Source organism: Streptomyces sp. NPDC056231 (genome assembly GCF_048270745.1).
Taxonomy (GTDB): Bacteria; Actinomycetota; Actinomycetes; order Streptomycetales; family Streptomycetaceae; genus Streptomyces.
Window position 1 is genome coordinate 96,877 of sequence record NZ_JBLVKW010000010.1, and the last position, 26,976, is coordinate 123,852.

27 protein-coding genes and 1 tRNA gene are annotated in these 26,976 nt (G+C 69.3%); 18 read left to right on the forward strand and 10 right to left on the reverse strand.

Annotated elements, in window-relative coordinates; all coding sequences use genetic code 11:
- Positions 1-4 precede the first annotated feature (4 nt).
- The gene (locus tag ACNPQM_RS11390) at positions 5-865 is read right to left on the reverse strand and encodes an SDR family oxidoreductase (protein WP_418083915.1); all 861 of its coding nucleotides are present in this window, start codon (positions 863-865) and stop codon (positions 5-7) included.
- Between the two features lie 146 nt (positions 866-1,011).
- Between ACNPQM_RS11390 and ACNPQM_RS11395 the strand changes: the two genes are divergently transcribed.
- Positions 1,012-1,359, forward strand: a complete 348-nt coding sequence (locus ACNPQM_RS11395; RefSeq protein WP_358856920.1) for a winged helix-turn-helix transcriptional regulator — start codon at positions 1,012-1,014, stop codon at positions 1,357-1,359.
- On the opposite strand, the gene ACNPQM_RS11400 is transcribed toward ACNPQM_RS11395, so the two are convergent.
- The 6 genes from ACNPQM_RS11400 to ACNPQM_RS11425 all read right to left on the reverse strand — a co-directional run bounded on the left by ACNPQM_RS11400 (position 1,347) and on the right by ACNPQM_RS11425 (position 10,591).
- Entirely contained in the window at positions 1,347-3,302 is a 1,956-nt protein-coding gene (locus ACNPQM_RS11400; protein ID WP_418083916.1) for an APC family permease, read from the reverse strand. The genes ACNPQM_RS11395 and ACNPQM_RS11400 overlap by 13 nt on opposite strands.
- A gap of 318 nt (positions 3,303-3,620) precedes the next feature.
- A complete protein-coding gene (locus ACNPQM_RS11405; RefSeq protein ID WP_358856865.1) occupies positions 3,621-4,700 on the reverse strand; it encodes a 2-oxoacid:ferredoxin oxidoreductase subunit beta in 1,080 nt (359 codons plus the stop codon).
- Positions 4,693-6,666 (reverse strand): 2-oxoacid:acceptor oxidoreductase subunit alpha, encoded by a 1,974-nt coding sequence (locus tag ACNPQM_RS11410; protein ID WP_418083917.1) that lies wholly within the window; start codon positions 6,664-6,666, stop codon positions 4,693-4,695. The genes ACNPQM_RS11405 and ACNPQM_RS11410 overlap by 8 nt, the downstream gene beginning before the upstream one ends.
- A 261-nt stretch (positions 6,667-6,927) precedes the next feature.
- On the reverse strand, positions 6,928-7,587 hold the full coding sequence (locus ACNPQM_RS11415) for a response regulator transcription factor (protein WP_037693221.1): 660 nt from the start codon (positions 7,585-7,587) through the stop codon (positions 6,928-6,930).
- A 200-nt stretch (positions 7,588-7,787) separates the two neighbouring features.
- Complete coding sequence (locus ACNPQM_RS11420) at positions 7,788-9,143, reverse strand: sensor histidine kinase (RefSeq protein WP_418083918.1); 1,356 nt, start codon at positions 9,141-9,143, stop codon at positions 7,788-7,790.
- Between the two features lie 248 nt (positions 9,144-9,391).
- On the reverse strand, positions 9,392-10,591 hold the full coding sequence (locus ACNPQM_RS11425; RefSeq protein ID WP_418083919.1) for a sensor histidine kinase: 1,200 nt from the start codon (positions 10,589-10,591) through the stop codon (positions 9,392-9,394).
- 178 nt (positions 10,592-10,769) lie between these two features.
- On the opposite strand from ACNPQM_RS11425, the gene ACNPQM_RS11430 reads away from it, so the two are divergent.
- From ACNPQM_RS11430 to ACNPQM_RS11500, 15 genes are all read left to right on the forward strand, one after another.
- The gene (locus tag ACNPQM_RS11430; RefSeq protein WP_358856921.1) at positions 10,770-11,171 is read left to right on the forward strand and encodes an NADH-quinone oxidoreductase subunit A; all 402 of its coding nucleotides are present in this window, start codon (positions 10,770-10,772) and stop codon (positions 11,169-11,171) included.
- Positions 11,162-11,791: an NADH-quinone oxidoreductase subunit B gene (locus tag ACNPQM_RS11435; RefSeq protein ID WP_358856869.1), complete on the forward strand. Its 630-nt coding sequence runs from the start codon at positions 11,162-11,164 to the stop codon at positions 11,789-11,791. Before ACNPQM_RS11430 ends, ACNPQM_RS11435 begins: the two co-directional genes overlap by 10 nt.
- Positions 11,788-13,035 (forward strand): NADH-quinone oxidoreductase subunit C, encoded by a 1,248-nt coding sequence (locus ACNPQM_RS11440; protein WP_418083920.1) that lies wholly within the window; start codon positions 11,788-11,790, stop codon positions 13,033-13,035. The genes ACNPQM_RS11435 and ACNPQM_RS11440 overlap by 4 nt, the downstream gene beginning before the upstream one ends.
- A complete protein-coding gene (locus ACNPQM_RS11445) occupies positions 13,032-14,000 on the forward strand; it encodes a complex I subunit 1/NuoH family protein (protein ID WP_358856871.1) in 969 nt (322 codons plus the stop codon). Before ACNPQM_RS11440 ends, ACNPQM_RS11445 begins: the two co-directional genes overlap by 4 nt.
- Positions 14,000-14,614: a NuoI/complex I 23 kDa subunit family protein gene (locus tag ACNPQM_RS11450; protein ID WP_418083921.1), complete on the forward strand. Its 615-nt coding sequence runs from the start codon at positions 14,000-14,002 to the stop codon at positions 14,612-14,614. The genes ACNPQM_RS11445 and ACNPQM_RS11450 overlap by 1 nt, the downstream gene beginning before the upstream one ends.
- On the forward strand, positions 14,611-15,165 hold the full coding sequence (locus ACNPQM_RS11455) for an NADH-quinone oxidoreductase subunit J (protein WP_358856873.1): 555 nt from the start codon (positions 14,611-14,613) through the stop codon (positions 15,163-15,165). The genes ACNPQM_RS11450 and ACNPQM_RS11455 overlap by 4 nt, the downstream gene beginning before the upstream one ends.
- Positions 15,165-15,575, forward strand: a complete 411-nt coding sequence (nuoK, locus tag ACNPQM_RS11460) for an NADH-quinone oxidoreductase subunit NuoK (RefSeq protein ID WP_358856874.1) — start codon at positions 15,165-15,167, stop codon at positions 15,573-15,575. Before ACNPQM_RS11455 ends, nuoK begins: the two co-directional genes overlap by 1 nt.
- Positions 15,572-17,572 carry an NADH-quinone oxidoreductase subunit L gene (locus tag ACNPQM_RS11465; protein WP_358856875.1) on the forward strand — a complete coding sequence of 667 codons (2,001 nt, stop codon included), beginning with the start codon at positions 15,572-15,574 and terminating at the stop codon, positions 17,570-17,572. Before nuoK ends, ACNPQM_RS11465 begins: the two co-directional genes overlap by 4 nt.
- Positions 17,573-17,599: 27 nt before the next feature.
- Positions 17,600-19,150, forward strand: coding sequence for a complex I subunit 4 family protein (locus ACNPQM_RS11470; RefSeq protein ID WP_358856922.1), 1,551 nt, complete (start codon positions 17,600-17,602; stop codon positions 19,148-19,150).
- Positions 19,147-20,691, forward strand: a complete 1,545-nt coding sequence (locus ACNPQM_RS11475) for an NADH-quinone oxidoreductase subunit N (protein ID WP_418083922.1) — start codon at positions 19,147-19,149, stop codon at positions 20,689-20,691. The genes ACNPQM_RS11470 and ACNPQM_RS11475 overlap by 4 nt, the downstream gene beginning before the upstream one ends.
- A 107-nt stretch (positions 20,692-20,798) precedes the next feature.
- A complete protein-coding gene (gene mscL, locus ACNPQM_RS11480; RefSeq protein ID WP_358856877.1) occupies positions 20,799-21,260 on the forward strand; it encodes a large conductance mechanosensitive channel protein MscL in 462 nt (153 codons plus the stop codon).
- A gap of 211 nt (positions 21,261-21,471) precedes the next feature.
- The gene (gene htpX / locus ACNPQM_RS11485) at positions 21,472-22,335 is read left to right on the forward strand and encodes a zinc metalloprotease HtpX (protein WP_358856878.1); all 864 of its coding nucleotides are present in this window, start codon (positions 21,472-21,474) and stop codon (positions 22,333-22,335) included.
- The gene (locus ACNPQM_RS11490; protein ID WP_358856879.1) at positions 22,332-22,724 is read left to right on the forward strand and encodes a YccF domain-containing protein; all 393 of its coding nucleotides are present in this window, start codon (positions 22,332-22,334) and stop codon (positions 22,722-22,724) included. Before htpX ends, ACNPQM_RS11490 begins: the two co-directional genes overlap by 4 nt.
- A 124-nt stretch (positions 22,725-22,848) precedes the next feature.
- Positions 22,849-23,406, forward strand: a complete 558-nt coding sequence (locus ACNPQM_RS11495) for an SMI1/KNR4 family protein (RefSeq protein ID WP_418083923.1) — start codon at positions 22,849-22,851, stop codon at positions 23,404-23,406.
- A 99-nt stretch (positions 23,407-23,505) separates the two neighbouring features.
- Positions 23,506-23,778, forward strand: a complete 273-nt coding sequence (locus ACNPQM_RS11500) for a GlsB/YeaQ/YmgE family stress response membrane protein (protein WP_037687965.1) — start codon at positions 23,506-23,508, stop codon at positions 23,776-23,778.
- A 15-nt stretch (positions 23,779-23,793) separates the two neighbouring features.
- Here the strand turns inward: ACNPQM_RS11500 and ACNPQM_RS11505 are convergent, their stop codons facing one another.
- The 3 genes from ACNPQM_RS11505 to ACNPQM_RS11515 all read right to left on the reverse strand — a co-directional run bounded on the left by ACNPQM_RS11505 (position 23,794) and on the right by ACNPQM_RS11515 (position 25,698).
- Positions 23,794-24,453: an alpha-ketoglutarate-dependent dioxygenase AlkB family protein gene (locus ACNPQM_RS11505; protein WP_358856923.1), complete on the reverse strand. Its 660-nt coding sequence runs from the start codon at positions 24,451-24,453 to the stop codon at positions 23,794-23,796.
- 55 nt (positions 24,454-24,508) lie between these two features.
- Positions 24,509-25,018, reverse strand: coding sequence for a methylated-DNA--[protein]-cysteine S-methyltransferase (locus ACNPQM_RS11510; protein WP_418083924.1), 510 nt, complete (start codon positions 25,016-25,018; stop codon positions 24,509-24,511).
- Positions 25,019-25,209: 191 nt separating this feature from the next.
- Positions 25,210-25,698, reverse strand: coding sequence for a YajQ family cyclic di-GMP-binding protein (locus ACNPQM_RS11515; protein ID WP_358856882.1), 489 nt, complete (start codon positions 25,696-25,698; stop codon positions 25,210-25,212).
- 168 nt (positions 25,699-25,866) lie between these two features.
- Here ACNPQM_RS11515 and ACNPQM_RS11520 point away from each other — a divergent pair.
- A tRNA-Tyr gene (locus tag ACNPQM_RS11520) sits at positions 25,867-25,948 on the forward strand.
- Positions 25,949-26,374: 426 nt separating this feature from the next.
- The gene (locus ACNPQM_RS11525; protein WP_418083925.1) at positions 26,375-26,962 is read left to right on the forward strand and encodes a TasA family protein; all 588 of its coding nucleotides are present in this window, start codon (positions 26,375-26,377) and stop codon (positions 26,960-26,962) included.
- Positions 26,963-26,976: the final 14 nt, after the last annotated feature.

Here is a 26,976-nt window from a genome sequence, read left to right on the forward strand (position 1 = left end):
GGTCTCAGCCGGCGGCGACCGCGGCGGCCACCGTCTCGGCCATCGGCGTCGTCGGGCGGCCGATCAGACGGGCCAGGTCGCCGCTCGTGCCGGCGAGCAGGCCGCGCGCGATCGCCTCGTCGACGTCGACGAGGATCGCGGCGAAGCCCTCGGGCAGACCGGCGCCGACCAGGATCTCCTGGTGCACGGCGGCCGGGACGTTGTTGTACGCGATCTCCTTGCCGGTGGCCTTCGACACCTCGGCCGCGTACTCGGCGAACGACCAGGCGACGTCGCCGCTCAGCTCGTAGGCCTTGCCGAGGTGGCCCTCGCCGGTCAGTACGGCGGCCGCGGCGGCGGCGTAGTCGGCGCGAGTGGCGGAGGCGACCCGGCCGTTGCCCGCGTTGGAGACGACGGCGCCGTGCTCCAGGGCCGGGGCGAGGTTCGCCGTGTAGTTCTCCGTGTACCAGCCGTTGCGCAGGAAGGTGTACGGCAGGCCGGAGTCGAGGATCAGCTGCTCGGTGACCTTGTGCTCGGCGGCCAGCTGGAAGTCGGCGTCCGGGCCGCCCAGGACCCCGGTGTACGCGAGCTGCGCGACGCCCGCCGCCTTCGCCGCGGCGATGACCGCCGTGTGCTGCGGCACGCGCTTGCCCACCTCGCTGCCGGAGATGAACAGGACGCGGTCCCCGGTCTTGAAGACGCCGGTGAGGGTCTCCGGGCGGTCGTAGTCGGCGACCCGGAGCTCGACGCCGCGGGCGGCGAGGCCGGCGGCCTTCTCCTTGTTGCGGACCACGGCGGCGATCTCGCTTGCGGGCACGGTCTCCAGCAACCGGTCGACGACGAGGCTGCCGAGCTCTCCGGTGGCTCCGGTGACGACGATGGTCATGGGGGGTTTCTCCTCTTTGGGTGCTCTGATCCTTGTTCGTACTCTCTGTCGCCCACCCTACGGGAGGCGCTAACTAGGAGAAAGTACCCACTTTGAAGTAAGGTACTGGTGTGAGCGTAAGCAAGGTGCCTGATGTGAACCGGCAGATGTGCCCCTCCCGCCTGGTGCTCGAACACGTCACCAGCCGCTGGGGCGTTCTCGTCCTCGCCGCTCTGCTGGAGCGCTCGTACCGCTTCAGCGAGCTGCGCCGCGAGGTCGGCGGCGTCAGCGAGAAGATGCTGGCCCAGACCCTCCAGACGCTGGAGCGCGACGGCTTCGTGCACCGGGATGCCAAGCCGGTGATCCCGCCGCGGGTGGACTACACGCTGACCGAGCTGGGCAAGGAGGCGGCCGAGCAGGTGTGGGGGCTGGCGCGCTGGACGGAGCGGCGGGTCGACGCCGTACACGCCGCCCGAGAGTCGTACGACGCCCGGAAACAGGCTCAGTCCGGCTGAGGTGCCCGCCCCTCCTCCAGCTCCCGCAGCGCCCGCGAGACATCGAACGGCAGGATCGTCACCGCCACGTGCGGCAGCTGCGCCAGCGCCTTCGACATCGCCTCGCCGGTGCCCCGGTGCAGCATCTTCCCGAGCGCGTTCCGGTACAGCCGCCGCGGCACCAGTACCGTGAGCGACGTCTGTCCGTCCGCCGTGGTGCGGGTCGCGAGCTCCCGCATCGCATGGCGCAGCCGCCGGTCGGGGCAGGCCACCAGCTCCAGCGACACGGAGGTCGCGGCCGTCGCCTCCCAGCGGGCGGCCAGCCGCCTGCCGTGCGCCTCGTCGACCGCGAAGTGCACCGCCCGGATCTCGTCCGGGCGCAGCTCATGGGCGTACCGCAGTGCCTTCAGCGTCGCCAGGTCCAGCGTCTCGACGAGGACGAACACCAGATGGCGCCGGACCTGCGGCCGGTCGGCGCCCGGTGCCTGGAGGCTCTGCAGTGCGGCGGCCTCGCGCCGGTACTCGCGGTTGATCCGCATCAGCGCCCAGACGCCGAGCGGAAAGACGATCACGACCAGCCAGGCGCCCTCGGTGAACTTGGTGACCGCGAAGATCAGCACCACGGCCGCCGAGATGACCGCAGCCAGTCCGTTGACCGCGATCTTCAGCCGGCGGTACCGCTCGCGGCGGCGCAGATGGTACGCGGTGAGCCCGGACCCCGCCATGGTGAACGCGGTGAACACGCCGATCGCGTACAGCGCCACCAGCCTGTCCACGCTGGCGCCCGTGACCAGCAGCAGCGCCAGCGAGACGACGGTGAGCGCGATGATCCCGTTGGAGAAGGCCAGCCGGTGCCCGCGCCGGGTGAGCACCCGCGGCAGGAACCGGTCCTCGGCGACAAAACTGGCCAGGAACGGGAAACCGGTGAAGGGTGTGTTGGCGCCCGTGTAAAGGACCAGCGCGGTCGCCAGCTGGACGAAGACCAGCCCGGCCGTCCCGGCCGGGCCGGCACCGAAGGCGAGATGGGCCTCCTGCGCGATGACGGTCGGCGTGCCGTCGGTGTACGGGACGGCATGCGTGAAGTGCGCCAGCGTGGAGACGCCGAGGACGAGGATGCCGAGTACACAGCTCATCGCGATGAGGGTGCGGCGGGCGTTGCGGCCCTGCGGTTCACGGAACGCGGAGATGCCGTTGGAGATCGCTTCGAGTCCGGTGAGCGACGAGCCGCCGTTGGCGAAGGAGCGCAGCACGATGAAGAGCGAGGCGCCGTACGCCCAGCCGCTGCCCGGCGTGCCCAGCGGAACCACCCCGGCGGCATGCAGATCGGCGTGCGGCAGCCCGACTGTCAGCCCGCGCACCGCGGCGACGAGCAGCACCAGACCGACCGCGGCCATGAACAGATAGGCGGGCAGCGCGAAGGTCCGGCCCGCCTCGCGGATGCCGCGCAGATTCCCGTACGCGAGCAGCGCGATCACCGCGACGGAGACCGGCAGCTGGAGATGGTCCAGGCCGGCCCAGCCGCCTCCGGCCAGATGGGCGAGGGAGATGAGGGCGTTCGTGCCGGCAGACACCTGGACGGCGACGGTCACGATGTAGTCGACGAGCAGCGCCACGGCGGCGATCTGTGCGACGTTCGGTCCGAAGTTCTCCCGGGCGACGACGTACGAGCCGCCCGCCCGCGTGTAGATCATGACGACATCGCTGTAGCAGAGCGTCAGAAGCAGCAGGACCAGCAGGATCGCGCCGGTCACCGGCATGAGGAGGGTGAAGGCAGCCACCCCGACGACGGGCACGAGGACCCGGAGCATCTCCTCGGAGCCGTACGCGGACGAACTGATGCAGTCCGAGGCGAGCACCCCGAGCGCCGTCCGGTTGCTCAGCTTCTCTTCACTGATGCGCTCGGTGGTGAGGGGTTTGCCGAGCAGGTGTCGTTTGATGCGGTACGCGGGACGGTCCAGGGCCATGGGCACATGAGAACGGGTGCCGGGCCGGGAGCGGTGAAGACTCCCCGGCCCGGCACCCGTACGGTGCGCCTCACGGCGTCCCAGGGGGCGTCCGGCGGATCAATCGGGGCCGCGACGAGTGGAACCGTCCGGCCCTGATCCGCCGGACCCTCTCAGAGCCTGTCGGGTGACCTCTGATCGGGCGGCCACGCCCTGGCACGCACGCTTCCGGCGTTGCCGAAATGGCCTAGTAGCTCCGCTACGAGGCCATCCCGGCGCCTTGGAATCGCACGCACCATGCCGCGTCCGCTCTCCGATCGAAGGTCACCCGACAGGCTCTCAGCCGACGACCGTCCAGTTGTCGTTGCCCGCGAGCAGCGCGGCCAGATCGCCCTTGCCGTTCTGTTCGACCGCGGTGTCCAGCTGATCGGCCATCTGTGTGTCGTACACCGGTCGCTCGACGCTGCGCAGCACCCCGATCGGGGTCTGGTGCAGCGTGTGAGGGTCGGCGAGCCGGGACAGCGCGAACGCCGTCGTGGGGCTGGCGGCGTGTGCGTCGTGGACCAGGACCTGTGACTCGTTCTCCGCGGTGACCTCGACGACCTTGAGATCGCCGGTGGCCGGGTCGCGCACGACACCCTTGGACTGCCCGGTGCCGAAGCGGATCGGCTGCCCGTGCTCCAGCCGGATCACCGCGTTCTCGGCCTGGTCCTTGTCCTTGAGGACCTCGAAGGCGCCGTCGTTGAAGATGTTGCAGTTCTGGTAGATCTCCACCAGCGCCGTGCCGGGGTGGGCGGCCGCCTCGCGCAGCACGCCGGTGAGGTGCTTGCGGTCGGAGTCCACGGTGCGGGCGACGAACGACGCCTCCGCTCCGAGGGCCAGCGACACCGGGTTGAACGGGGCGTCGAGCGAGCCCATCGGCGTCGACTTGGTGATCTTGCCGACCTCGGACGTGGGGGAGTACTGCCCCTTGGTGAGCCCGTAGATCCGGTTGTTGAACAGCAGGATCTTCAGGTTCACATTGCGCCGCAGCGCGTGGATGAGGTGGTTGCCGCCGATGGACAGTGCGTCGCCGTCGCCCGTGACGACCCAGACGGACAGGTCGCGCCGCGAGGACGCCAGCCCGGTCGCGATGGCCGGGGCCCGGCCGTGGATCGAGTGCATCCCGTACGTGTTCATGTAGTACGGGAACCGGGACGAGCAGCCGATGCCGGAGACGAAGACGATGTTCTCCTTCGCCAGACCGAGCTCGGGCATGAACCCCTGCACGGCGGCGAGGACCGCATAGTCACCGCAACCGGGGCACCAGCGCACTTCCTGATCGGACTTGAAGTCCTTCATGGACTGCTTGGCCTCGGCCTTGGGTACCAGCTGCAGTGCCGGGAGCCCGGTGGGGAGTGCCTGGTCGGTGTTAGGCATCGATGGCCTCCTTGAGAGCTGTGGCGAGCTGCTCGGCCTTGAACGGCATTCCGTTGACCTGGTTGTAACTCTGGGCGTCCACCAGGTACTTCGCCCGGATCAGGGTGGCGAGCTGGCCGAGGTTCATCTCCGGGACGACCACCTTGTCGTAACGCTCCAGCACCTCACCCAGATTCCGCGGGAAGGGGTTGAGGTGGCGCAGATGGGCCTGCGCGATCGACTGCCCCTCCGCCCGCAGCCGGCGGACGGCGGCGGTGATGGGGCCGTACGTGGAGCCCCAGCCGAGCACCAGGGTCCGGGCGTCGGAGGGGTCGTCGACCTCCACGTCGGGGACCTCGATGCCGTCGACCTTCGCCTGGCGGGTGCGGACCATGAAGTCGTGGTTCGCGGGGTCGTACGAGATGTTGCCGGTGCCGTCCTGCTTCTCGATGCCGCCGATGCGGTGTTCGAGACCGGGAGTGCCGGGGACGGCCCACGGGCGGGCCAGGGTCTGCTGGTCGCGCTTGTACGGCCAGAAGACCTCGGTGCCGTCGGCCAGCTCATGGTTGGGCCCGGAGGCGAACTGCACGCGCAGGTCGGGGAGTTCGTCTACCTCCGGGATCCGCCACGGCTCGGATCCGTTGGCGAGATAGCCGTCCGAGAGCAGGAACACCGGCGTGCGGTACGTCAGTGCGATCCGGGCGGCGTCGAGCGCGGCGTCGAAGCAGTCCGCCGGCGTCTTCGGCGCCACGATCGGCACCGGGGCCTCGCCGTTGCGCCCGAACATCGCCTGCAGCAGGTCCGCCTGCTCGGTCTTGGTCGGCAGACCGGTCGACGGGCCGCCGCGCTGGATGTCGATGATGAGCAGCGGCAACTCGAGCGAGACGGCCAGGCCGATGGTCTCCGACTTCAGTGCCACACCCGGACCGGACGTCGTCGTCACCCCGAGCGAACCGCCGAACGCCGCGCCGAGCGCCGCACCGATGCCCGCGATCTCGTCCTCCGCCTGGAAGGTGCGGACGCCGAAGTTCTTGTGCTTGCTGAGCTCGTGCAGGATGTCGGAGGCCGGGGTGATCGGGTACGAGCCCAGGTAGAGCGGCAGGTCCGCCTGCCGGCTCGCGGCGATCAGCCCGTACGACAGGGCCAGGTTCCCGGTGATGTTCCGGTACGTACCGGTGGGGAACGTCTGCGTCGCGGGCGCCACCTCGTAGCTGACCGCGAAGTCCTCGGTGGTCTCACCGAAATTCCAGCCCGCCCGGAACGCTGCCACGTTCGCCTCGGCGATCTGCGGTTTCTTGGCGAACTTCGCCCGCAGGAACGCCTCGGTGCCGTCGGTCGGCCGGTGGTACATCCAGGAGAGCAGTCCGAGCGCGAACATGTTCTTCGAGCGCTCGGCCTCCTTGCGGGAGAGCCCGAACTCCTTCAGCGCCTCGATCGTCAGCGTGGTCAGGGGCACCGGATGGACGTTGTACGCCTGCAGTGAGCCGTCCTCCAGCGGACTGGTCTCGTAGCCCACCTTCGCCATCGGGCGCTTGGTGAACTCGTCGGTGTTGACGATGATTTCGGCGCCGCGCGGCACATCGCCGATGTTCGCCCTCAGCGCCGCGGGGTTCATCGCGACCAGCACGTTCGGGGCGTCGCCCGGTGTGAGGATGTCATGGTCGGCGAAGTGCAACTGGAACGACGAGACGCCCGGCAGCGTGCCCGCGGGGGCGCGGATCTCGGCCGGGAAGTTCGGCAGCGTCGACAGGTCGTTCCCGAACGACGCCGTTTCCGAGGTGAACCGGTCACCCGTGAGCTGCATGCCGTCTCCGGAGTCACCCGCGAAACGGATGATCACCCTGTCCAGGCGGCGGATCTCCTTCTCGCCGACGCCTGCTTTCTCGGCATGGGGGGTGCGTTGCCCCCGGAGAACGGTCTCGCCGGCCTGATCGGCGTCGTTGGCCTCGTCGGCCTGTCCGGCTGGGCTACTGACCTGGCTGGTCACTGAACTGGACCTCCCTCGGGGCGGCGGCTCGGGACCGTCCGGCCCGCCGGCGGTCCCAAGGCCCACCCTACGTCGGTAAGGGTCGCCTTCCCCGGAACGGTCACATGATGGACGCCGCGATGAGACGCATTTGTGTACCACTTTGCCATGTTTCGTGAACCCCCCGCGCTGTCGGTCGACGTGGTTCGCTGTTTCTCGGCACTCATCCTTTGGTCCCAGGCCTTCGATCGGCCACAGGTGACCTGACAGGGTGTCAGATTCTCAGGATTTGAGATAGGTCAGAACGGCCAGCACGCGCCGGTGATCCCCGTCACTGGGCGAGAGCCCGAGCTTCAGAAAAATATTGCTGACGTGCTTCTCCACCGCGCCGTCGCTCACCACCAGCTGCCTGGCGACCGCGGAATTCGTCCGTCCCTCCGCCATCAGGCCGAGCACCTCGCGCTCGCGCGGCGTCAGCCCGGCCAGAACGTCCTGCTTACGGCTCCGGCCCAGCAGCTGCGCCACCACCTCAGGGTCCAGTGCCGTACCCCCCTGCGCCACTCGGACCACGGCGTCGACGAACTCACGGACCTCGGCGACCCGGTCCTTCAGCAGATACCCCACCCCCCGGCTGCTGCCGGCCAGCAGCTCGGTCGCGTACTGCTCCTCGACGTACTGCGAAAGGACCAGGACCCCGATGCCGGGATACTCCTTGCGCAGCCGCACCGCCGCCCGTACGCCCTCATCGGTGTGGGTCGGAGGCATCCGCACATCGGCGACGACCACATCCGGCAGCTCGTCCTGCGCGGCGAGATCGCTCACCGTCTTGATCAGTGCCTCGGCGTCCCCCACCCCGGCGACGACGTCATGCCCGAGATCGGTCAGCAGCCGGGTGAGCCCCTCCCGAAGCAGTACCGAGTCCTCGGCGATGACCACCCGCACTCTGTCCTCCACCACGACGCTGTTTCCCCACTGCACTGGTCCGCCGGCCCGCGGCCGACGGAAATCCGTCCCCTGACCCCTCCAGCATCCCAGCATCGGCCCGCCGATGGGGAACTGTGCCGAACGGCTGAGGGCCCGGGTGGGGCGGGGGAACGTTTATGAGCGGGGTGAGCGGGGTGGCGGCAGCGGGCCGGTCCGCCTCACCCACGCCACGGGAGCTCGGCCGTGACCCGCGTCGGCCCGCCCACGGGGGAGTCGACGACGAGGATGCCGTCCACCGCGTCCAGCCGCTCGGTCAGACCGGCCAGACCGCTGCCCGCCGACAGGTCCGCGCCACCCCGCCCGTTGTCGGTGACCTGCAGCATCAGCCGGTCGGCCGTACGCCACACATCAACCGTCGCATGCGTCGCGCAGGCATGCTTGCTGACGTTCTGCAGCAGCTCGGACACGGTGAAGTACGCAATCCCCTCGATGGCCTGCGCGGGCCGCGACGCCAGGTCGACCTCGACCGTCACCGGGACGGTGCAGCGGGAGGCGACGGCGGAGAGCGCGGCGTCCAGGCCGCGGTCGGTGAGGACGGCGGGATGGATCCCCCGGGCCAGGTCGCGGAGCTCCTGCAGGGCGACCTTCACCTCGCCGTGCGCCTCGTCGACCATGCGGGCGGCGGCCTCGGGGTCCTGCGCCAGCTTCTCCTTCGCGAGACCCAGATCCATGGCGAGGGCGACGAGGCGGGCCTGCGCGCCGTCGTGCAGATCGCGTTCGATGCGCCGCAGGTCGGCGGCGGCGGTGTCCACGACCACACCCCGGTCCGACTCCAGCTCCGAGACGCGCGACGCCAGCTGGGACGGCCCGAGCAGCCCGTACACCATCACCCGGTCCACGTACGTCAGGCCACGGATGATCCACGGGGTGACGAGGACGAGTATCAGGCCGGTCGCACAGGTCGTGGCCAGCTCGAAGGGCGAGTCGAGATAGACGTCGTGCGACGCGTCGCCGTACAGCTGGATGCCGCCGGTCCCCACGTACCTGGGGAAGATCCACTGCCACAACGGATACGTGAAGGCCGCCCACGCGCACGTCCAGAACGTCAACGAGAAGGTGAACGCGAAGACTGCCCACGGGAAGTGCAGCAGCGCATAGAGAAGGTGCCGCCAGGACGCCCCGCTCTTCAGCACCGCGCCGACCCAGGACATCAGCCTGCCGGTCTTGCCGCGCACCGGCGCCGGATCCGCCACCTGGAGCCCCAGCAGCCCCCGCGCCCGGACCCGCTCCATGGCACCGATTCCGCGGCACATGGCCAGGGTGCCGGCAAGGAGCGGAATGCCGAGGAACGTGATCAGCAGACCCGCGCTGGCAGAGGTCAGGGCCACCGCGAGGCCGAACACCACCGTACTGATGGGCAGGCTCAGCAACAGATAGCCGAACTCGCGCCAGGTCCTCGCCTCGAACGGCGCGCGCAGCACCGCCGGAACGACGTGCTTCACCGAGGAGTGTTCCTCGGGGCCGGAACCGGACCGCTGAGGGTCACGAGTGTCCGGTCCGTATGCCGTGGCCATGGTGCCGTCCGTTTCTCTGCTCGGCGGATGGAGTGGTTCTTCCTCGGCAGCCCGTACAGGCCGCCACCTCAAGAGTGCTGTCCGGCAAGGCCACGCACCATGAGGCCGGTATCCCTTTTCGGCCGGGGGTTTTCCCCACCCCCTGCTGCGGCCTGGGCCCCCTCCTGCGGAGTCGGACCGGAACGGGGCGCGGGTCCGACGCGTGTACCCGCAGCCCCGCGAGCCCGGCACGGTCCGCAAGAAAGGCCCTATGGCCGTTTTGCGGCACCTGCACTGTCGCCGCCCCGGTCCCGCCAGGGCAACTCGGCCACGACTGTCGTCGGCCCGCCGACCGGCGAGGTCAGGACGAACAGCCCGTCCACCGCCCCCAGCCGCTCCGCCAGCCCGGACATCCCTGTACCGCCACCCATCTGCGCCCCGCCCCGGCCGTCGTCACTGACCTGGATCAGCAGCCGTTCCCCCGACCGCCACACCTCGACGGACGCCGAACTCGCACCACTGTGCTTGCTGACGTTCTGCAGCAGCTCGGACACGGTAAAGTACGCAATCCCCTCGATCGCCTCCGCGGGGCGCGACGGCAGATCCACGCCCACCGTCACCGGGACGGTGCAGCGGGAGGCGACGGCGGAGAGCGCGGCGTCCAGGCCGCGGTCGGTGAGGACGGCGGGATGGATCCCCCGGGCCAGGTCGCGGAGCTCCTGCAGGGCGACCTTCACCTCGCCGTGCGCCTCGTCGACCATGCGGGCAGCGGCCTCGGGGTCCTGCGCCAGCTTCTCCTTCGCGAGACCCAGATCCATGGCGAGGGCGACGAGGCGGGCCTGCGCGCCGTCGTGCAGATCGCGTTCGATGCGCCGCAGGTCGGCGGCGGCGGTGTCCACGACCACACCCCGGTCCGACTCCAGCTCGGCGATCCTGCGCTCCAGCTCGTCCGAGGGCGAAAGCAGCCCCCGCGCCATCGCCCGGTCCGCATTGGCCAGCAGCCGCGCCGTGAAGGGCAGCACGGGCCACAGGACGAACAGACTCAGGAACGTCACCGTGAACGTGAGCACGCCCCAGGGCAGCCGGATGAAGGAATACAGCACCGCCCGCCAGCCCACCGGATCCTTGAGACTCGACCACAGCCACGGAAGGACGCCGCGGTCACGGCGGCCCAGTGCGGTCGCACTCGGCTCGTCGATACGCACGCCCAGCAGTGCCCGGGCCCTGCCCCGCTCCGCCCTGCCGAGCAGCCGTGCCCCCTGCAGCCCGCCGGCGAGAAGCGGCAGACCCACCACCGTGACGGAAAGTCCCACGCCGACAGTGAGCATGAAAACTGTGTAAACAAACCCGGCAACGGCCATCGGCAGGTTGGACAGGAGATAGGAGATCTCCTTCCACGTCCACGGATCCAGTGCGAAACGGGCGGGCGGCGGCCGGTCGTTGTCGGGCGCCGGGGGGCTCAAGGTCATGCGCCCAGCCTGCCGGGCCGGGCCCGCGCACGCCATGGGGTTCATGGGCGGGGCGAAGTAGGGATAACCCCACCCCTTGCCCGACGCGGCTGCTTACCACTTCTTTAGCAGGGCCTAGACTCCCGTGCGTACAGACGTCGAACAGACATGAGGGAGCGGAGGGGCGGACGTGGCCTACGTGGCGGACCTGCCGGAATCGACCGTTCTCGCGACGGACTACTTCCAGAGCTACTCGGTCGTCGGACTGCTCGCCGTGATCGGCGTGCTGTTCGTCGCCGTCGCCTTCGGAGCGGGCCGGCTGCTGCGCCCCGTGGTGCCGACACCGGAGAAGCTCCTCACCTACGAATGCGGCGTGGATCCCGTCGGCGAGGGCTGGGCGCACACCCAGGTCCGCTATTACGTCTACGCATTCCTCTATGTGATCTTCGCTGTCGACTCGATCTTCTTGTTCCCGTGGGCGACCGTATTTGCAGCACCCGGATACGGCGCGACCACACTGGTGGAAATGTTCATCTTCCTCGGTTTCCTCGCCGTGGGACTGCTCTACGCATGGAAGAAGGGCGTCCTCGAATGGACGTGACGAGCCCGCAGATCCCCGAGCCGCAGCACCGGCCCGAGCCGACGCTGCTGCCCGAGCCGAAACGGCTCGGCGTGCTCTCCCGGCTCGCACCCGAGCCCATGAAGGTGGTTCTGAACTGGGGCCGTCGCTACAGCCTCTGGGTCTTCAACTTCGGGCTCGCCTGCTGCGCCATCGAATTCATCGCCGCCTCCATGGCCCGGCACGACTTCATCCGCCTCGGCGTGATCCCGTTCGCGCCGGGGCCCCGCCAGGCCGACCTCATGGTCGTTTCCGGCACGGTGACGGACAAGATGGCCCCGGCCGTCAAGCGGCTGTACGAGCAGATGCCCGAGCCCAAGTACGTCATCTCCTTCGGCGCCTGCTCCAACTGCGGCGGCCCGTACTGGGACTCGTACTCCGTGACCAAGGGCGTCGACCAGATCATCCCCGTCGACGTGTACGTACCGGGCTGCCCGCCGCGCCCGGAAGCCCTGCTCCAGGGCATCCTCAAGCTCCAGGAGAAGATCGCCCGCGAGTCGCTGGGCGAGCGGTACGCGACCGGCGGCAGCCGCCCCTCCACCGCCGCACTCCGCAGCGGCCTGGTCGCCGCCCCGCCGGCCCCGGGGGAGGAGCAGAAGTGACCGATCCGGAAACGGCGCAGGCCTACGACCGCCTGCCGGACGCCGTCACCGAACTCTTCGGCGAGGACGCCACGGCGGAGTACGCCTACGACCTGCTGACCGTCGACGTCCCGCCGGCCGCCTGGACCACCGCCCTCGAGACGGCCCGCTCCCTGCTGGGCTGCACCTATTTCGACTGGCTGAGCGCAGTCGATGAACCCGGCACCGGCTTCCGTGTCTGCGCCCATGTCGCCGCCCCGGCGGCGGGCAAGGTCCGTCGGCTCCTGCTTCGTACGACCGTTCCGCACGACGCCGCGGTCCTGCCGACCGCCACCCACGTCTACGCGGGCGCCGCCTGGCACGAGCGCGAGACCCACGAAATGTTCGGCATCGGCTTCGAGGGCCACCCGCACCTGGTCCCCCTTCTTCTCCCCGAAGGCTTTGAGGGTCACCCGCTGCGCAAGGACTTCGTCCTGGCGGCGAGGGTCGCCAAAGCATGGCCGGGCGCCAAGGAGCCGGGCGAATCCGAGCACGGCGGCCCCAAGCGGCGCACGATGCTGCCGCCGGGCGTGCCCGACCCGAACGAATGGGGCCCCCTCAAGGGCCAGCTCCCGCCTGCCCCGGCCCGCCCGGCCCGGGCAGCCCGCCCCGCGGGCGACCGCCCCGTGCGCAGGGCCCGCAGCGTGAGCGAGGGCTCGGCAAGCCAGCAGCCGGCAGCCCCGGGCGCCGCGGGCAGCGGGACCACGCCGCCGGCCACCACCCCGACCGCGACTCCGCGTCGCACCCGCAGCGCGTCCCAGGGCTCGGCGAGCCAGCAGGGGGCGCCGGTGGAGCAGACGCCGGCCGTGACGGAGGAGGCGGCTTCGGCGGCCACGCCGAAGTCCGACGCGCCGGGCACTGCGGCGACGGACTCGACCGGCTTCCCGTCGGCAGCGCCGGGGACCGCCTCCTCGGAGACCGCGCCCTCGGGACAGACGCCGGAGGCGGCAGCCCCGGAGCAGGCACCCAGGTCCCGCGGCGCGGACGCGCCCTGGCACCACGCCCGCCCCGCCTTCGACCCGACCTCCGAACCGGACACCTCGCAACCCCCCCGGCGTCCGAGGAGCGGCGGCCCGGAGGCGGAGCCCCCGGTGCGGGAAGGGGCGGACAGGGGAGAGGCCCCGCGCAGCGGCCCCACCCCCGACGGCACCGAACCCGCAGCCACCCCTGAAACCACTGAAACCCCCGAAACCCCTGACCACCCCGCCGGAGGCGATACCGCGTGAACGACGTACTCGACGTCGCCCTCCGGCTCATCATCGTCTTCGCGGTGTTCATGGTCGTCCCCCTCGTCGTGGGCCAGACCGAACACAAGGTGATGGCCCACATGCAGGGCCGCCTGGGCCCCATGTACGCGGGCGGTTTCCACGGCTGGGCCCAGCTCGTTGCCGACGGCGTGAAGTTCGCGCAGAAGGAAGACGTCGTCCCGGCCGAGGCCGACCGCCGCATCTTCCAGCTCGCCCCCGCCGTCGCCCTCCTCCCGTATCTCCTCGTACTCGTCGCCATTCCGATCGGCCCGAGCGAGGGCGCGGTCGGCCAGGTGGTCGACGCGGGCATCTTCTTCGTCCTCGCCGTCATGGGTGTGGGAGTGCTCGGCTCACTTATGGCGGGCTGGGCATCGGCCAACAAGTTCTCCCTCCTCGGCGGTCTCCGCACCGCCGCCCAGCTCCTCGCGTACGAACTTCCGATGCTGCTCGCCGCGGCCTCTGTCGCGATGGCCGCAGGCACCGTCTCCCTTCCCGGCATCGTCAACGCCTTCGAGTGGTGGTGGCTGCCGTGGCAGATCGTCGGTGCCCTGGTCTTCTTCGTGGCCGGACTCGCCGAGCTGCAGCGCCCGCCGTTCGACATGCCGATCGCCGACTCGGAGATCATCTTCGGCGCGTACACCGAGTACACCGGCCTCCGTTTCGCCCTGTTCCTGCTCGCCGAGTACGCGGGCATCGTCGTCCTGTGCGCACTGACCACCGTCCTCTTCCTCGGCGGCTGGCACGGCCCGTTCGGCGCCGACGGACTCGGCTGGGTCTGGACGCTCCTCAAGATCGCGGTCCTCGCCTTCGTCGTCATCTGGCTGCGGGTGAGTTACCCCCGCCTCCGCGAGGACCAGCTGCAGAAGCTCGCCTGGACCATGCTCATCCCACTCGCTCTCGCGCAGATCGCGCTCACCGGCATCGTGAAGGTGGCGATCAGCTAATGCCTCCGATCCCCGGCTCCGGCCTCGCCAAGGGCCTGGCCGTCACCCTGCGGACGATGACGAAGAAGACGGTCACCGCCCAGTACCCCGACGTCCAGCCCGAACTCCCGCCGCGCTCCCGCGGCGTCATCGGGCTGTTCGAGGAGAACTGCACGGTCTGCATGCTCTGCGCCCGTGAGTGCCCGGACTGGTGCATCTACATCGACTCCCACAAGGAGACGGTCCCCGCCGCCGCACCGGGTGGCCGCGAACGCAGCCGCAACGTGCTCGACCGCTTCGCCATCGACTTCTCCCTCTGCATGTACTGCGGTATCTGCATCGAGGTCTGTCCCTTCGACGCGCTGTTCTGGTCGCCGGAGTTCGAGTACGCGGAGACCGACATCCTCGAACTCACCCATGAGCGGGACAAGCTCCGCGAATGGATGTGGACGGTGCCCGAGCCGCCCGCACTCGACCCGGGTGCGGAGGAGCCGAAGGAGATCGCCGCCGCCCGCAAGACGGCGGAGAAGCTCGAGGCCCAGCGCGCCCAAGAAACCCAGCAAGCCCAAGAAGCCCAGCAAGCCCAAGAAGCCCAGCAGGCCCCGCAGCAGGAAGAAGAGGAAGGAAAGGAGTGACCCTCGCAGCCGCCGCGGCCCACCCCGGTTTCCTCTCCCCGACCGGCATCGAGATCGCCTTCGTCCTGGTCGGCGTCGCCACCATCGGCGCAGCCCTCATCACCGTCACGACCAAGCAGCTGGTGCACGCCGCCCTCTGGCTGGTCGTGGCGCTCGGCGGCCTCGCCGTCGAGTACCTCCTGCTGACCGCGGAGTTCATCGCCTGGGTACAGGTACTGATCTACGTCGGTTCCGTCGTCGTCCTCCTTCTCTTCGGGCTGATGCTCACCAAGGCCCCCATCGGCCGCTCCCCGGACGCCGACTCCGAAAACCGCTGGGCCGCCCTCGGTGTCGCGGCAGCCGCCGCGGCCGCCCTCGTCTGGGTCGTCGTGGACGCCTTCCGCACGACCTGGATCGACCTGGACGGACCGGCCCACGGATCCACCGAAGCCACCGGCGCCTTCCTCTTCCGGCACTGGGTACTGCCCTTCGAAGCACTCTCCGTCCTGCTGCTCGCCGCCCTTGTCGGCGCGATCGTCCTGTCCCGCAAGCGCAGTAAGGAGCAGAGCTGATGCACCTCGCCTATCCCGCCGTGCTCGCCGCCCTCCTCTTCTGCACCGGGCTGTACGGAGTACTCGCACGCCGCAACGCGATCCTGGTCCTGATGTCCGTCGAGCTGATGCTCAACGCCGTCAACCTCAACCTCGTCGCCTTCGACGTCTGGTTCCGCGACGCCCTGCACTCCGGCCAGGCCCTCACCCTCTTCACCATCGCCATCGCCGCAGCCGAGATCGGCATCGGCCTGGCGATCGTCCTCGCCGTCCACCGGAACCGCGGCAGCTCGGACGTCGACCGCCTCCGCGACACCGCCGAGACCGACGCCGCGGAGTCCCTCCCCGGCGACGAGGACGACACCACCGGCACCGAAGACCAGGCCACTGCTGCGGCAGGGAAGGCAAAGAAGGCAGAGGCCACCGCGTGACCACCACGACCCTCGCCGTCCTCGTTCCCCTCCTTCCGTTCCTGGGCGCAGCCACCGGCCTGCTCATCGGCCGCACCGCCCCCGGATACGTACGCCCCCTCGCGATCCTCCCCACCCTCGCCGCGGCCGTGATCGCCGTCGTCGTCGCCGCACGTCAGGGCGGCGGTCCGGCCATCGACGCGTCGACCCGGCTCACACCCACCGGCTCGGTCCCGATCGACCTCGCCCTCCACCTCGACGGCTTCGCGGTCCTCGTCGCCGTCCTGGTCGGTCTCGTCGCGACCTGCGTACAGATCTACTCGACCGCCTATCTGCGCCACGACCCCCGCTACCCCTCGTACGCGGCCCTCGTCTCCCTGTTCACCTCCGCGATGCTGCTCGTCGTCTACTCCGGTGACCTGATGGTGCTGCTGGTCGGCTGGGAAGTCATGGGCATCTGCTCGTACTTCCTCGTCGGCCACTACTGGGAGACGCCCGAAGCCCGCGCCGCCTCCCTCAAGGCGTTCCTGGTCACCAAGCTCGGCGACGTCCCCTTCCTGATCGGCCTGTTCGCGCTTGCCGCCGACACCGGCACATTCCGGATCACCGGCATCCTCGGCGCCGTCGCGCACGGCGGGCTCGGCCACCCCACTCTCATCGCCCTGCTGCTCCTCGCGGGCGTGGCGGGCAAGTCCGCGCAGTTCCCCCTGCACACCTGGCTGCCCGACGCGATGGCCGGCCCGACCCCGGTCTCCGCGCTGATCCACGCCGCCACGATGGTCGCCGCCGGCATCTACTTCGTGGCCCGGCTCCTCCCCGTCTTCGCCGAATCCGGCGCCGCCCTCGTCGTCCTCGCCGTCATGGCGGCGGTCACGATGATCGGGTCGGGACTCGCCGCGCTCGCCCAGGACGACATCAAGCGGGTCCTCGCCTACTCGACCATCGGCCAGCTCGGCTACATGTCCGGCGCCCTGGCCGTCGGCGACCGCGGCGCCGCCGTCTTCCATCTCCTCTCGCACGGCGCGTTCAAAGCCGTCCTCTTCCTCGCGGCCGGCGTGGTCATCCACGCCGCCGGAACCAATTCGCTCACCGCCATGTCCCGCATGGGCGGCCTGGCGAAGCGCATCCCGGACGCCTACTGGACGATGACCGTCGCCCTCCTCGCGCTCGCCGCCATCCCGCCGTTCGCCGGCTTCTTCTCCAAGGAAGCCATCCTCGTCGCCGCCGAACACACCGCCCTGGGCGAACGCCACGTCGCCCCGGCCGCCGCCGGCTGGACCGTCCTCGTCGCCGGACTGCTCGCCGCCGTCCTCACCGCCGCGTACGCCACCCGCCTCTGGCTCCTCGCCTTCCGCGGCCGCGGCGCCGAGGCCCCCGACCACGGCAGGCAACCCGTCGCGATGACCGCCGTCCTCTGGGTCCTCGCCATCCCCACCATCGGCTTCGGACTCACCGTCGGCGTGATCACCGACTGGTTCGACGGCCACAGCCTCACCCCGTCCGTGACCACCGCCGTCCTCTCCACCGGCGTCGGCCTTGTCGGCGGCCTCGTCACCTACGGCGCCTGGCGCCACACCACGGCCCTCGCCGCCCGCACACCCGCCGGTGCTGTCGTCGCCCACCCCGACGCCGAACCCGCACTCATCGAGGCCGAGGCCATGACCCACCACACCGCCGGATACGGCGGCACCCCGGGCACCCCCGACCCGGCCGACCCCGGACGGCTCCTGCTCGGCCCGCTCCACCGCCACGCCGCCACCGGCTTCCACCTGGACGCCCTCTACGCGACGGTGTTCGTCCGCCCCGTACAGGCCGCGGCGAGCCTCGTCAGCTTCCTGGACCGCGAGGTCGTCGAGACCTACGTACGCGGCGCCGGCACCGGCGCACGCTGGCTCGGCGCCGCCGTCCGCCGCGCCCAGACCGGCAACGTGCAGACCTACCTCAGCGCACTGCTCGCCGGTTCCCTTGTCCTGGCGATCGCCGCCGTCGTTTTTGCCAACATCAACGCCGGGTCGTGAGCCGTGATCGATATCAGCGAATCCGTGATGCAGTTCCTTCTCGCGTTCATCGTCGTCGGCCCGCTCATCGGCGCCGTCGCCGCTCTCCTGCCCGCCCCGCCCGGGTTGAAGGGAAAGAGCCCCGACCAGGCCGTGCTCCGCCACGGCGTGACCGTCACCGGCGCGATCCTCATCGCCGCGATCGTCCTGGCGCTCGGCTTCGACCACGCCCACCCGTCGAAAATGCAGGCCACCACCGACATCAGCTGGATCCCGGCGCTCGACGTCCGCATCCATCTCGGCATCGACGGCATTTCGCTCCCCCTTCTCGTCATGACCGCGCTGCTGACCTTCCTCTGCGCGCTCTACAGCTACTTCAAAATGCCCGAGGGTCCCTCCCCGAAGGCCTTCGTCGCACTCGTCCTCGTCCTCGAGTCCGGCACCCTCGCGACCTTCGCCGTCCTCGACCTGCTGCTGTTCTTCCTGGCATTCGAGATGGTCCTCATCCCGATGTACTTCCTCATCGCCCGCTGGGGCGGCGCACAGAAGCAGGCCGCCGCCTGGAAGTTCATCCTCTACACACTGCTCGGCTCAGTGATCATGCTGCTGGGCCTGCTCCTCATCGGACTGACGAGCGGCACCTTCGACATGGTGGCACTCGCCACCGACAACGGCCGTGGGCTCACCTCGTCCGTGCAGGTCATCGCCGTTCTCGCCATCGGTGTCGGACTCGCGATCAAGACCCCGATGTGGCCGCTGCACAGCTGGCTCCCGGACGCCCACACCGCCGCCCCGACCGTCGGCTCGGTGCTCCTCGCGGGCGTGCTGCTGAAGATGGGCACGTACGGATTCGTCCGCATCCTGCTCCCCATCACCCCCGACGGGATGCAGACCTTCGCGCCCTACCTCGCCGCCTTCGCCGTCGTCGGCATCGTCTACGGATCCCTCGCCTGCCTCGCGCTCGCCCGCCCCGGCTCCAAGGGCGACCTCAAGCGCCTGATCGCGTACTCCTCCGTCGGCCACATGGGCTTCGTCCTCCTCGGCATCGCGAGCATGACCCCCACCGGCGTCAACGGCGCGCTCTTCGCCAACATCGCCCACGGCCTCATCACCGGCCTGCTGTTCTTCCTGGTCGGCGCGGTCAAGGACCGCTACGGCACCGCCGACCTCGACACCCTCTCCGGCGCCACCGGGGCCGCCCTCTACGGCCGCGCCCCCCGCCTCGGTGGTCTCCTCGCCTTCGCCGCGGTCGCCTCGCTCGGCCTGCCCGGCCTCGCCGGATTCTGGGGCGAGATGCTCGCTCTGTTCGGCGCCTTCGACCCGGCCGGCGGCCTCAGCCGCCCCGCCTTCCTCACCTTCATGTCGATCGGCGCGTTCGGCACCCTGCTCACCGCCGCGTACATGCTCATCGTCGTACGCCGCGTCTGCATGGGCGAGAAGCGAGAGGAACCGCACCGCATCGCCGACATCCAGACATACGAATTCGCCGCCTGGACGCCGCTCGCCGCCCTCACCGTCCTCGCCGGCCTGTGGCCCGCCGTCCTCCTCGGACTCACCGACCCGGCCGTGCAGAAGCTCCTCGCAGGAGGCAAGTCGTGACCACAGCGGCCGAGACCACCAGCCTCGTCCAGTCCGTCGACTGGCTCGCCATCGCACCCCCCGTCATCGTCGCGACGGTCGCCCTGATCATCCTCGTCGCCGACCTCTTCCTCCCCCGGGAGCGCAAGCCGCTGCTCGGCTGGGCGACCATCGCCGGACTCGTCGCCGCACTCGCCTTCCTCGTCCCGCTGCGCGACGGCGACCACTCCACCTTCTGCCTCACCACCGGCACCGGAACGGCCTGCAGCTACACGGCCGACCACTTCACCCTGGTCATCCAGTTCCTCGTCCTCGGCGGCGCGCTTCTCACCGCACTGCTCTCCCTCGGCGACATCCGCAAGCTTCCCGCGGGCGAGTTCTGGTTCCTGCTGCTGTCCTCCGCGGCCGGCGCCGCACTCCTGCCCGCCGCCCGCGACCTCGCCACCCTCGTCGTCGCCCTCGAAGTCGCTTCCCTGCCCGCCTTCGCCCTCGTCGGCATCAAGCGCGGCGACCGGCGCTCCTCCGAGTCAGCCCTGAAGTTCTTCCTCTCCTCGGTCGTCGCGACCGCCGTCACGCTCCTCGGCGTGAGCTTCGTGTACGCGGCGACCGGCACCCTCCACCTCACGGAACTCGCCACCCGACTCGACGCCGTCCCAGCTCAGCTCGACACCCTCGCCCAGGCGGGCGTCGCCCTCACCCTCGTCGGCTTCGCCTTCAAGACAGCCGCCGCACCCTTCCACTTCTGGGTTCCCGACACCTATATCGGCGCCCCGCTCCCCGTCGCCGCGTACCTCTCGGTCGTCGGCAAGGCAGTCGGCTTCTCCGGGCTCATCCTCGTCACCGTGATCGGATTCCCGTCGTACGCCGACGTCTGGGGACCCGCACTTGCCGTCGTCGCCGCACTCACCATGACCATCGGCAATGTCGCCGCCCTCCGCCAGACCGCCACCCGCGCCCGCAGCGCCGTACGCCTGCTCGCCTGGTCGTCCGTCGCCCAGGCCGGCTACCTCCTGGTGCCGATCGCCTCCGCCGCGTACTCCAGCGACGACCAGATCGGCTCCACCGTCGCCTACGCCCTCATGTACGCCGTCGTGAACCTCGGTGCCTTCGCGGTGGTCGCCCTCGTCTCCCGCACAAGCCCGGACAACCGTCTTTCCGACTACCGCGGCCTGTACGCCACCCGCCCCCTCGCCGCCCTCGCCATGGCCTTCTTCCTGCTCTGCCTCGCCGGACTGCCGCCAGGCATCGTCGGCCTCTTCGCCAAGGTCACGGTCTTCTCCGCCGCCGTCGACGCAGGCCTCGGCTGGCTCGCGGTCGTCATGGCCGTCAACGTCGTGATCGCGCTCTACTACTACCTCCAGTGGACGGCGGCACTCTTCCGCGGACCGGAAGAGCCCGAGGCGGCGACTGCCCCGGCAGGCGCAGCGGGCACGGAACCCACCCTGCGCGTGACCGCACCGGCGTCCCTCACCGCCGCGATCGCCCTCACCGCCGCCGTCGGCATCGTGCTCTCCGGAGCCCCGCAGCTCGTGCTCAGGTTCGCCGCGGTCAACCTCTTCTGACCACGCACCGGCCCCGCCCGAGATCGGCTTGCCCCGGCTGGACCGCACGGGGCAGGGTCATGCCCGTACACCACGCATACGTACACACGAAAAGAGGAGCCAGAGCAGTGCTGAACGGGTTCAAGGACTTCATCCTGCGCGGAAACGTGATCTCCATGGCGGTCGGACTCGCCGTCGGAGCCGCGTTCACCGCAGTCGTCACAGGATTCAGCAACGCATTCATCGTGCCGCTGATCGGAGTCATCACCCGAGGCACCGGAGACTTCAACAAGGCCACCTTCCAGGTCGAGAGCGTGACGTTCCCCTACGGGCTGTTCGTCAGCGCCGCCATCGCCTTCCTGATCACCGCCGCCGTCCTCTACTTCTGCGTCGTCGTCCCCATGGCAAAGGTCCAGAACCGCTTCACAGCCAAGGCCGAGGAGAAGGTCGACATCAAGGCCGCCCTGCGCGACTGCCCCCGCTGCTACACGGCCATCCCGGCCATCGCCTCCCGCTGCGCCCACTGCACCAGCGAGATCAAGCCCGACCCCGAGGCCCTCGCGCTCGCCGGAATCCCCGCCCAGCGCTGACCCACCCCGCGGCCGCCCGCACCGGCACCCCGACACCCGTACGGCCCAGTGCCTGCTCCGGCCCGAACAGCCGGACAGGCCCCGTCCTCCGGCCGCACGCACAAGGGAACTAGCTCTTCTCGCCTGGCGTTGACCAGTACGGGAGGCTCCACTGGGGAGTGGAGCACCACCCAGCAAGGGTTCCCCTGCTGCACCACTTGGAGGGCGTACCGTGCACCGCCGGCACAACGGGCTGAGGACCGCCGTACTCCTCGGAGGCCTGTCCGCACTCATCATCGTCATCGGCAGTTTCTTCGGACGTACGGGCCTGATCGTCGCGCTCTTCGTAGCCGTCGGCACCAACGCCTACGCCTACTGGAACAGCGACAAACTCGCACTACGGGCCATGCGGGCCCGCCCGGTCAGCGAATTCGAGGCGCCACAGCTCTACCGCATGGTCCGCGAACTCTCCACCACGGCCCGCCAACCCATGCCACGGCTGTACATCTCCCCGACCCAGGCACCCAACGCCTTCGCCACCGGCCGCAACCCGCGCAACGCGGCAGTGTGCTGCACCGAAGGCATCCTGCAGATCCTGGACGAACGCGAACTGCGAGGCGTCCTCGGCCACGAACTCAGCCATGTCTACAACCGCGACATCCTGATCTCGTCAGTCGCGGGAGCACTCGCCTCCGTCGTCATGTTCCTGGTCAACTTCGCATGGCTGATCCCGGTCGGCCGGTCCAACGACGACGAAGGCCCCGGCATCTTCGGCATGCTGCTGATCATGATCCTCGGCCCGCTCGCCGCCAGCGTCATCCAACTTGCCGTCAGCCGTTCCCGCGAATACGAGGCAGACGCCTCGGGTGCCCAACTGACCGGCGACCCCCTGGCCCTCGCCGGCGCCCTGCGCAAACTGGACGCAGGAACCAAACAGCTCCCCCTGCCACCCGAGCCGAGGATCGAGACCGCGAGCCACATGATGATCGCGAACCCCTTCCGCCCCGGCCAGGGCATGTCCAAGATGTTCTCCACGCACCCGCCGATGGCGGAGCGCATTGCCCGACTTGAGCAGATGGCAGGTCATCGCCCATGAAGACAATCCTGAACGTCATATGGCTGGTCCTGTGCGGATTCTGGATGTTCCTCGGTTACATGCTCGCCGGCGTCCTGCTGTGCATCACCATCATCGGCATCCCCTTCGGCCTCGCAGCCTTCCGCATCGGCATCTACGCACTGTGGCCCTTCGGCTACACCGTCGTCGACCGCCGCGATGCCGGAGCGCCCTCCTGCGTGGGCAACATCCTCTGGCTGATCCTCGCAGGCTGGTGGCTGGCCCTCGGCCACATCACCACCGGAATCGCCCTCTGCATCACGATCATCGGCATCCCGCTCGGCATCGCGAACTTCAAGATGATCCCGGTTTCCCTCATGCCCTTCGGCAAGGAAATCGTCCGAACGGATCAGCCGTTCGCCACCCGGTAGAAGACAGCGCGACCAAGGGGCAGTGGGGAGCCGGGCGGCCCATCCGTCGAAACGCCCCCGTCCGCACAGGAGGGCATCAGGCCACCCTCCAGTGATTGTCAGTGCCGTCCTCCACCATGAACCCATGAACGACACCGAGCAGTTGCTGACGGCCGTGGAGAAGACAGCGCACACCTCCCCACGGTGGGAGAAGTACCCCCTCCCGGCAGCTCTGTCCACCCAGGACATCGCCCAGGCCGAAGCGGCCCTCGGCTTCGCGCTGCCGCCCCTGCTGACCGCCCTCTACACCCGGATCGCCAACGGCGGCTTCGGCCCGGAATACGGTCTGCTGCCCCTCACCGGCAGCGCCGCCCCCGACGGCGAGCACTCCGCCGTCGAGCAGTACCTCGCCCACCGCAGATCCGCGAGCGAGGAAGCGCAGTGGCCGTGGCCGGAAGGCGTACTGCCGATATGCAGCCTGGGCTGCGGCATGTACAGCTGCGTGGACTGCCGCACCGACCGCACCACCGTCCTCCTCTTCGAGCCGAACGCCGACGAACCGCAGCACGCCTGGTACATCGACCAGCCCGATCTCGCCACCTGGCTGCGTACATGGCTGGACGGGGCGGGCTGGTACGGAGAGGACGCCGACGACGAAGCAATGGACCTGCAGCCCTGGCCGGACTACAACACCCGCATATGAACAGGCTGTGAGCTGCGGCTCATCCCGCTCCACCGGCAACCGTCCACGCCCACCCGGCGTCTTGGATTCCACAGCCATGCGAAGGGTAGGTTCGGCATCATGACCATTATCGGTTGGATCATTCTCGGACTGCTTGCCGGAGTCATTGCCAAGGTGCTGCTCCCGGGCCGCGACCCGGGCGGGCTGGTCGGCACCACCCTCATCGGGGTCGCCGGCGCCTTCATCGGTGGCTGGATCTCCTCACGCTTCCTCGACCACCCCATATCCAAGAACTTCTACGACACCGCGACATGGATCTCGGCCATCGGCGGCTCGCTGGTACTGCTCATCGCCTACCGGCTGCTCTTCGGGAACTCCCGGGACCGGCACTGACAACCCGTCCGCACCTCAGACACCCAGCCCGGTCTCGCGCAGGGTCAGATTGAGCCGGCCCCTGCTCATGCCTGTCGCGGGATCGGCCGTCCCCGGACAGACCTTCGGCACACCGTGGAACGCGAAGCGTGACTCACCACCGAAGACGAACAAGTCACCGGAAGCCAACTCCACATCCGTATAAGGACGTCCACGGTCCTCCGTGTTGCCGAAGCGGAAGACACAGGTATCACCGATGCTGAGCGAGACCACCGGCGCACCGGACCGCTCCTCCTTGTCCTGGTGCATGCCCATCCTCGCCGCGCCGTCATAAAAATTGATCAGCGCGGTGTCCGGCGCGTACGTCCCGACCGGGCTCTCCTCCCCGTACGCCTCGACCAGCGCCGCCCGCCCCAACTCCGCCAGCCAATCCGGAAAATCGGCGACCCGCGCCCCGTTCACATCATCCGCGGTCCGCGAATACCGGTACGGCTGCCAGTGCCACCCCACGCAGACCGTCTGGACGGACATCACCCCTCCACCCGGCAACACCGTGTGCCGCAGGGGCACCGGCCCCCGTGCCCACTCCCGGCAGGCCTCGACCAGCATCCGCTGGCGCTCCACCGGCAGCCACTCCGGCACATGCACGGCACCCGGCGCCACGACAGCCCGCGGCCTCGGGAAGAGACCCGCCATTTCGCCCACCGCCCATCCGTACGCAGCCGCTCAACGCGCCCGGCACACAGGCCGCTCAGCGCGCCGTCAGAGCGCCTTCCAGTCCCAGAAGCCGCTCCTTGCACTCCAGCCCGCCCGCGTAACCCCGCAGGGCCCCGTCCGCGCCGATCACCCGGTGGCACGGGCGCACGATCAGCAGCGGATTGCGGCCGATCGCCGTCCCCACGGCCCGCACACCCGCCCCGGGTGCCCCGATCCGCTCGGCGATCTGCCCGTAGGACACCGTCTCCCCGTACGGGACGGCGTCCAGCGCGCTCCACACCCGACGCTGGAACTCCGTGCCCCGACCCTCCGTGTACGCGATGTCGAAGCGGGTCAGCCGCCCCTCGAAATACGCCCTCAGCTGCGCGGCGATTCCGGCGAAGGCCTCCGGCGCATGGATCCACCCGTCCTGGACGACCTCGCCGCCCTTCTGGCCCGGCAGGGAGAGCGAGGCGAGCGCTGCACCTCCGGTGGCGGCCGGTGATTCCTCGCCGACCAGCAGCAGTTCACCCAGCGGGCTGTCGACGGTCGCGTACATGGTCATGACCGGTCCCTCTCTTCTCCGTACAGGGCGACGAATCACCCGCATCGCCGTTCCGTACGGACAAGTCTGCGACCGCCCGCCACCCGCGACCGGCGGTATTCGGACATCACGTCCGATGGGGTGCGAGGCGGGCCGGTGCGTACCTCCCGGCCTGCCCCATCCACGCCCGGACGGGCGACCGGAAGACGGACCTACCGGTAGTTCACGAACTGCACGGCGAAGTCGAAGTCCTTGCCCTTCAGTAGCGCCTGCACGGCCTGCAGGTCGTCCCGGCTCTTCGAGCTGACCCGCAGCTCGTCGCCCTGGACCTGCGCCTTGACGCCCTTCGGACCCTCATCGCGAATGATCTTCGCCACCTTCTTGGCGTTCTCCTGGGAGATGCCTTCCTCGATGGTGGCGAAGATCTTGTACTCCTTGCCGGACAGCTGCGGCTCGCCCGCGTCCAGCGACTTGAGCGAGATGCCCCGCTTGATCAGCTTGGACTGGAAGATGTCGAGGATCGCCTTGACCCGCTCCTCGCCGTTCGCCTCCATCAGGATCTTCTCGCCGGACCAGGAGATCGAGGCGCCCGTGCCCTTGAAGTCGTAGCGCTGCGAGATCTCCTTGGCGGCCTGGTTGAGGGCGTTGTCGACCTCCTGCCGCTCGACCTTCGAGACGATGTCGAAACTGGAGTCGGCCATGACGTGTGGCTCCTTGCGTCGAATGCTTGTGGGTACGACGTAAAGCCTAGCCATCGCCCACCACCACGAGCACTGATCAATCAGGTGGCGGAGCACCCCAGGTCATCAGGTATCGTTTACGTCGTCGCCAAGGAGCCCCGCTCAACGGAGTTCCAAAGCGTCGTTCCAGGCGGTGTGCCCGAGTGGCCAAAGGGAGCAGACTGTAAATCTGCCGGCTCAGCCTACCCAGGTTCGAACCCTGGCGCCGCCACAGAACGGGAAACCCCCGTTGATCTGCAAAAACAGCAGATCGACGGGGGTTTCTGCATGCTCGGGGCGAGCCCGCCGGAGGCCACCGAAACAGCGGTTGTCTCACCCGGTACAGCAGGTATCCCGTCCCTGATCAGGTCGTGTCCCCCACCCGTCCCCCGGGGACGGTTGGTTACTCACTCCGATTCGTTCCACTCGCGCAGAGCAGCGTCGATCCAGCGATTCGCTCGCTCCTACGTCTGCGCGAGCACCTTCGCGCAGACCCGGAACAGCACCGCGATCGTGTGGCCGGCCCGCCGCGCGCACTCCATCGGGGGACAGGCCGGAGCCTCCACCAGACCCGGATCGCTGCACGGAGCGGCATCGCCGCAGGCGAGACGGAATGAGACATTATGTGCAGGAGTGACGGAATTGAACGGAGTGGGTGATGGCGCGTCCCTGGCTGAATGTGCTGGCACAGGTGGCGCCCATTCCGCTCGGGTTGCTGCTCAGCGGGGCTCTGGTCTGGGGTGCCACCTACGCCGACTGGAGTGACACCAGCAGCAACAGCGGCAACACGTGGGCCGCCAGCTCGTTGGGGCTGGCCAACGACAGCAAGGTGCCCATGTTCCGCATCGACAACATGAAACCCGGCGACACAGGCTCCAACTGCATCAGGATCAAATCGAACGCCGGCTTCCCCACCGCGCTCAAGCTGTACAGCAACTCACTGAACTGGCCCAGCAATTTCCAATCCTTCATCGACCTCAAAATCGAGGTGGGCAGCGGCGGCACCTTCGGTGACTGCAACGGCTTCACTCCGCACAAGACCGCGTTCGACGGCACCCTGGACCAGTTCATCGCCCTGTACACCGACTTCCGCACCGGCTTGGGGCCCTGGACCCTGCCCGGGAAGCCACCCAACTCGCTGAGCTTCCGCTTCGCGTGGAAGTTCAGCCGGGGCGCACCCGACAGCTCGCAGAGCGTGTCCACCAATGAGGCGACCTTCACCTGGGAAGCGCGGGAACACAAGTGAGTCTCACGGGTGAC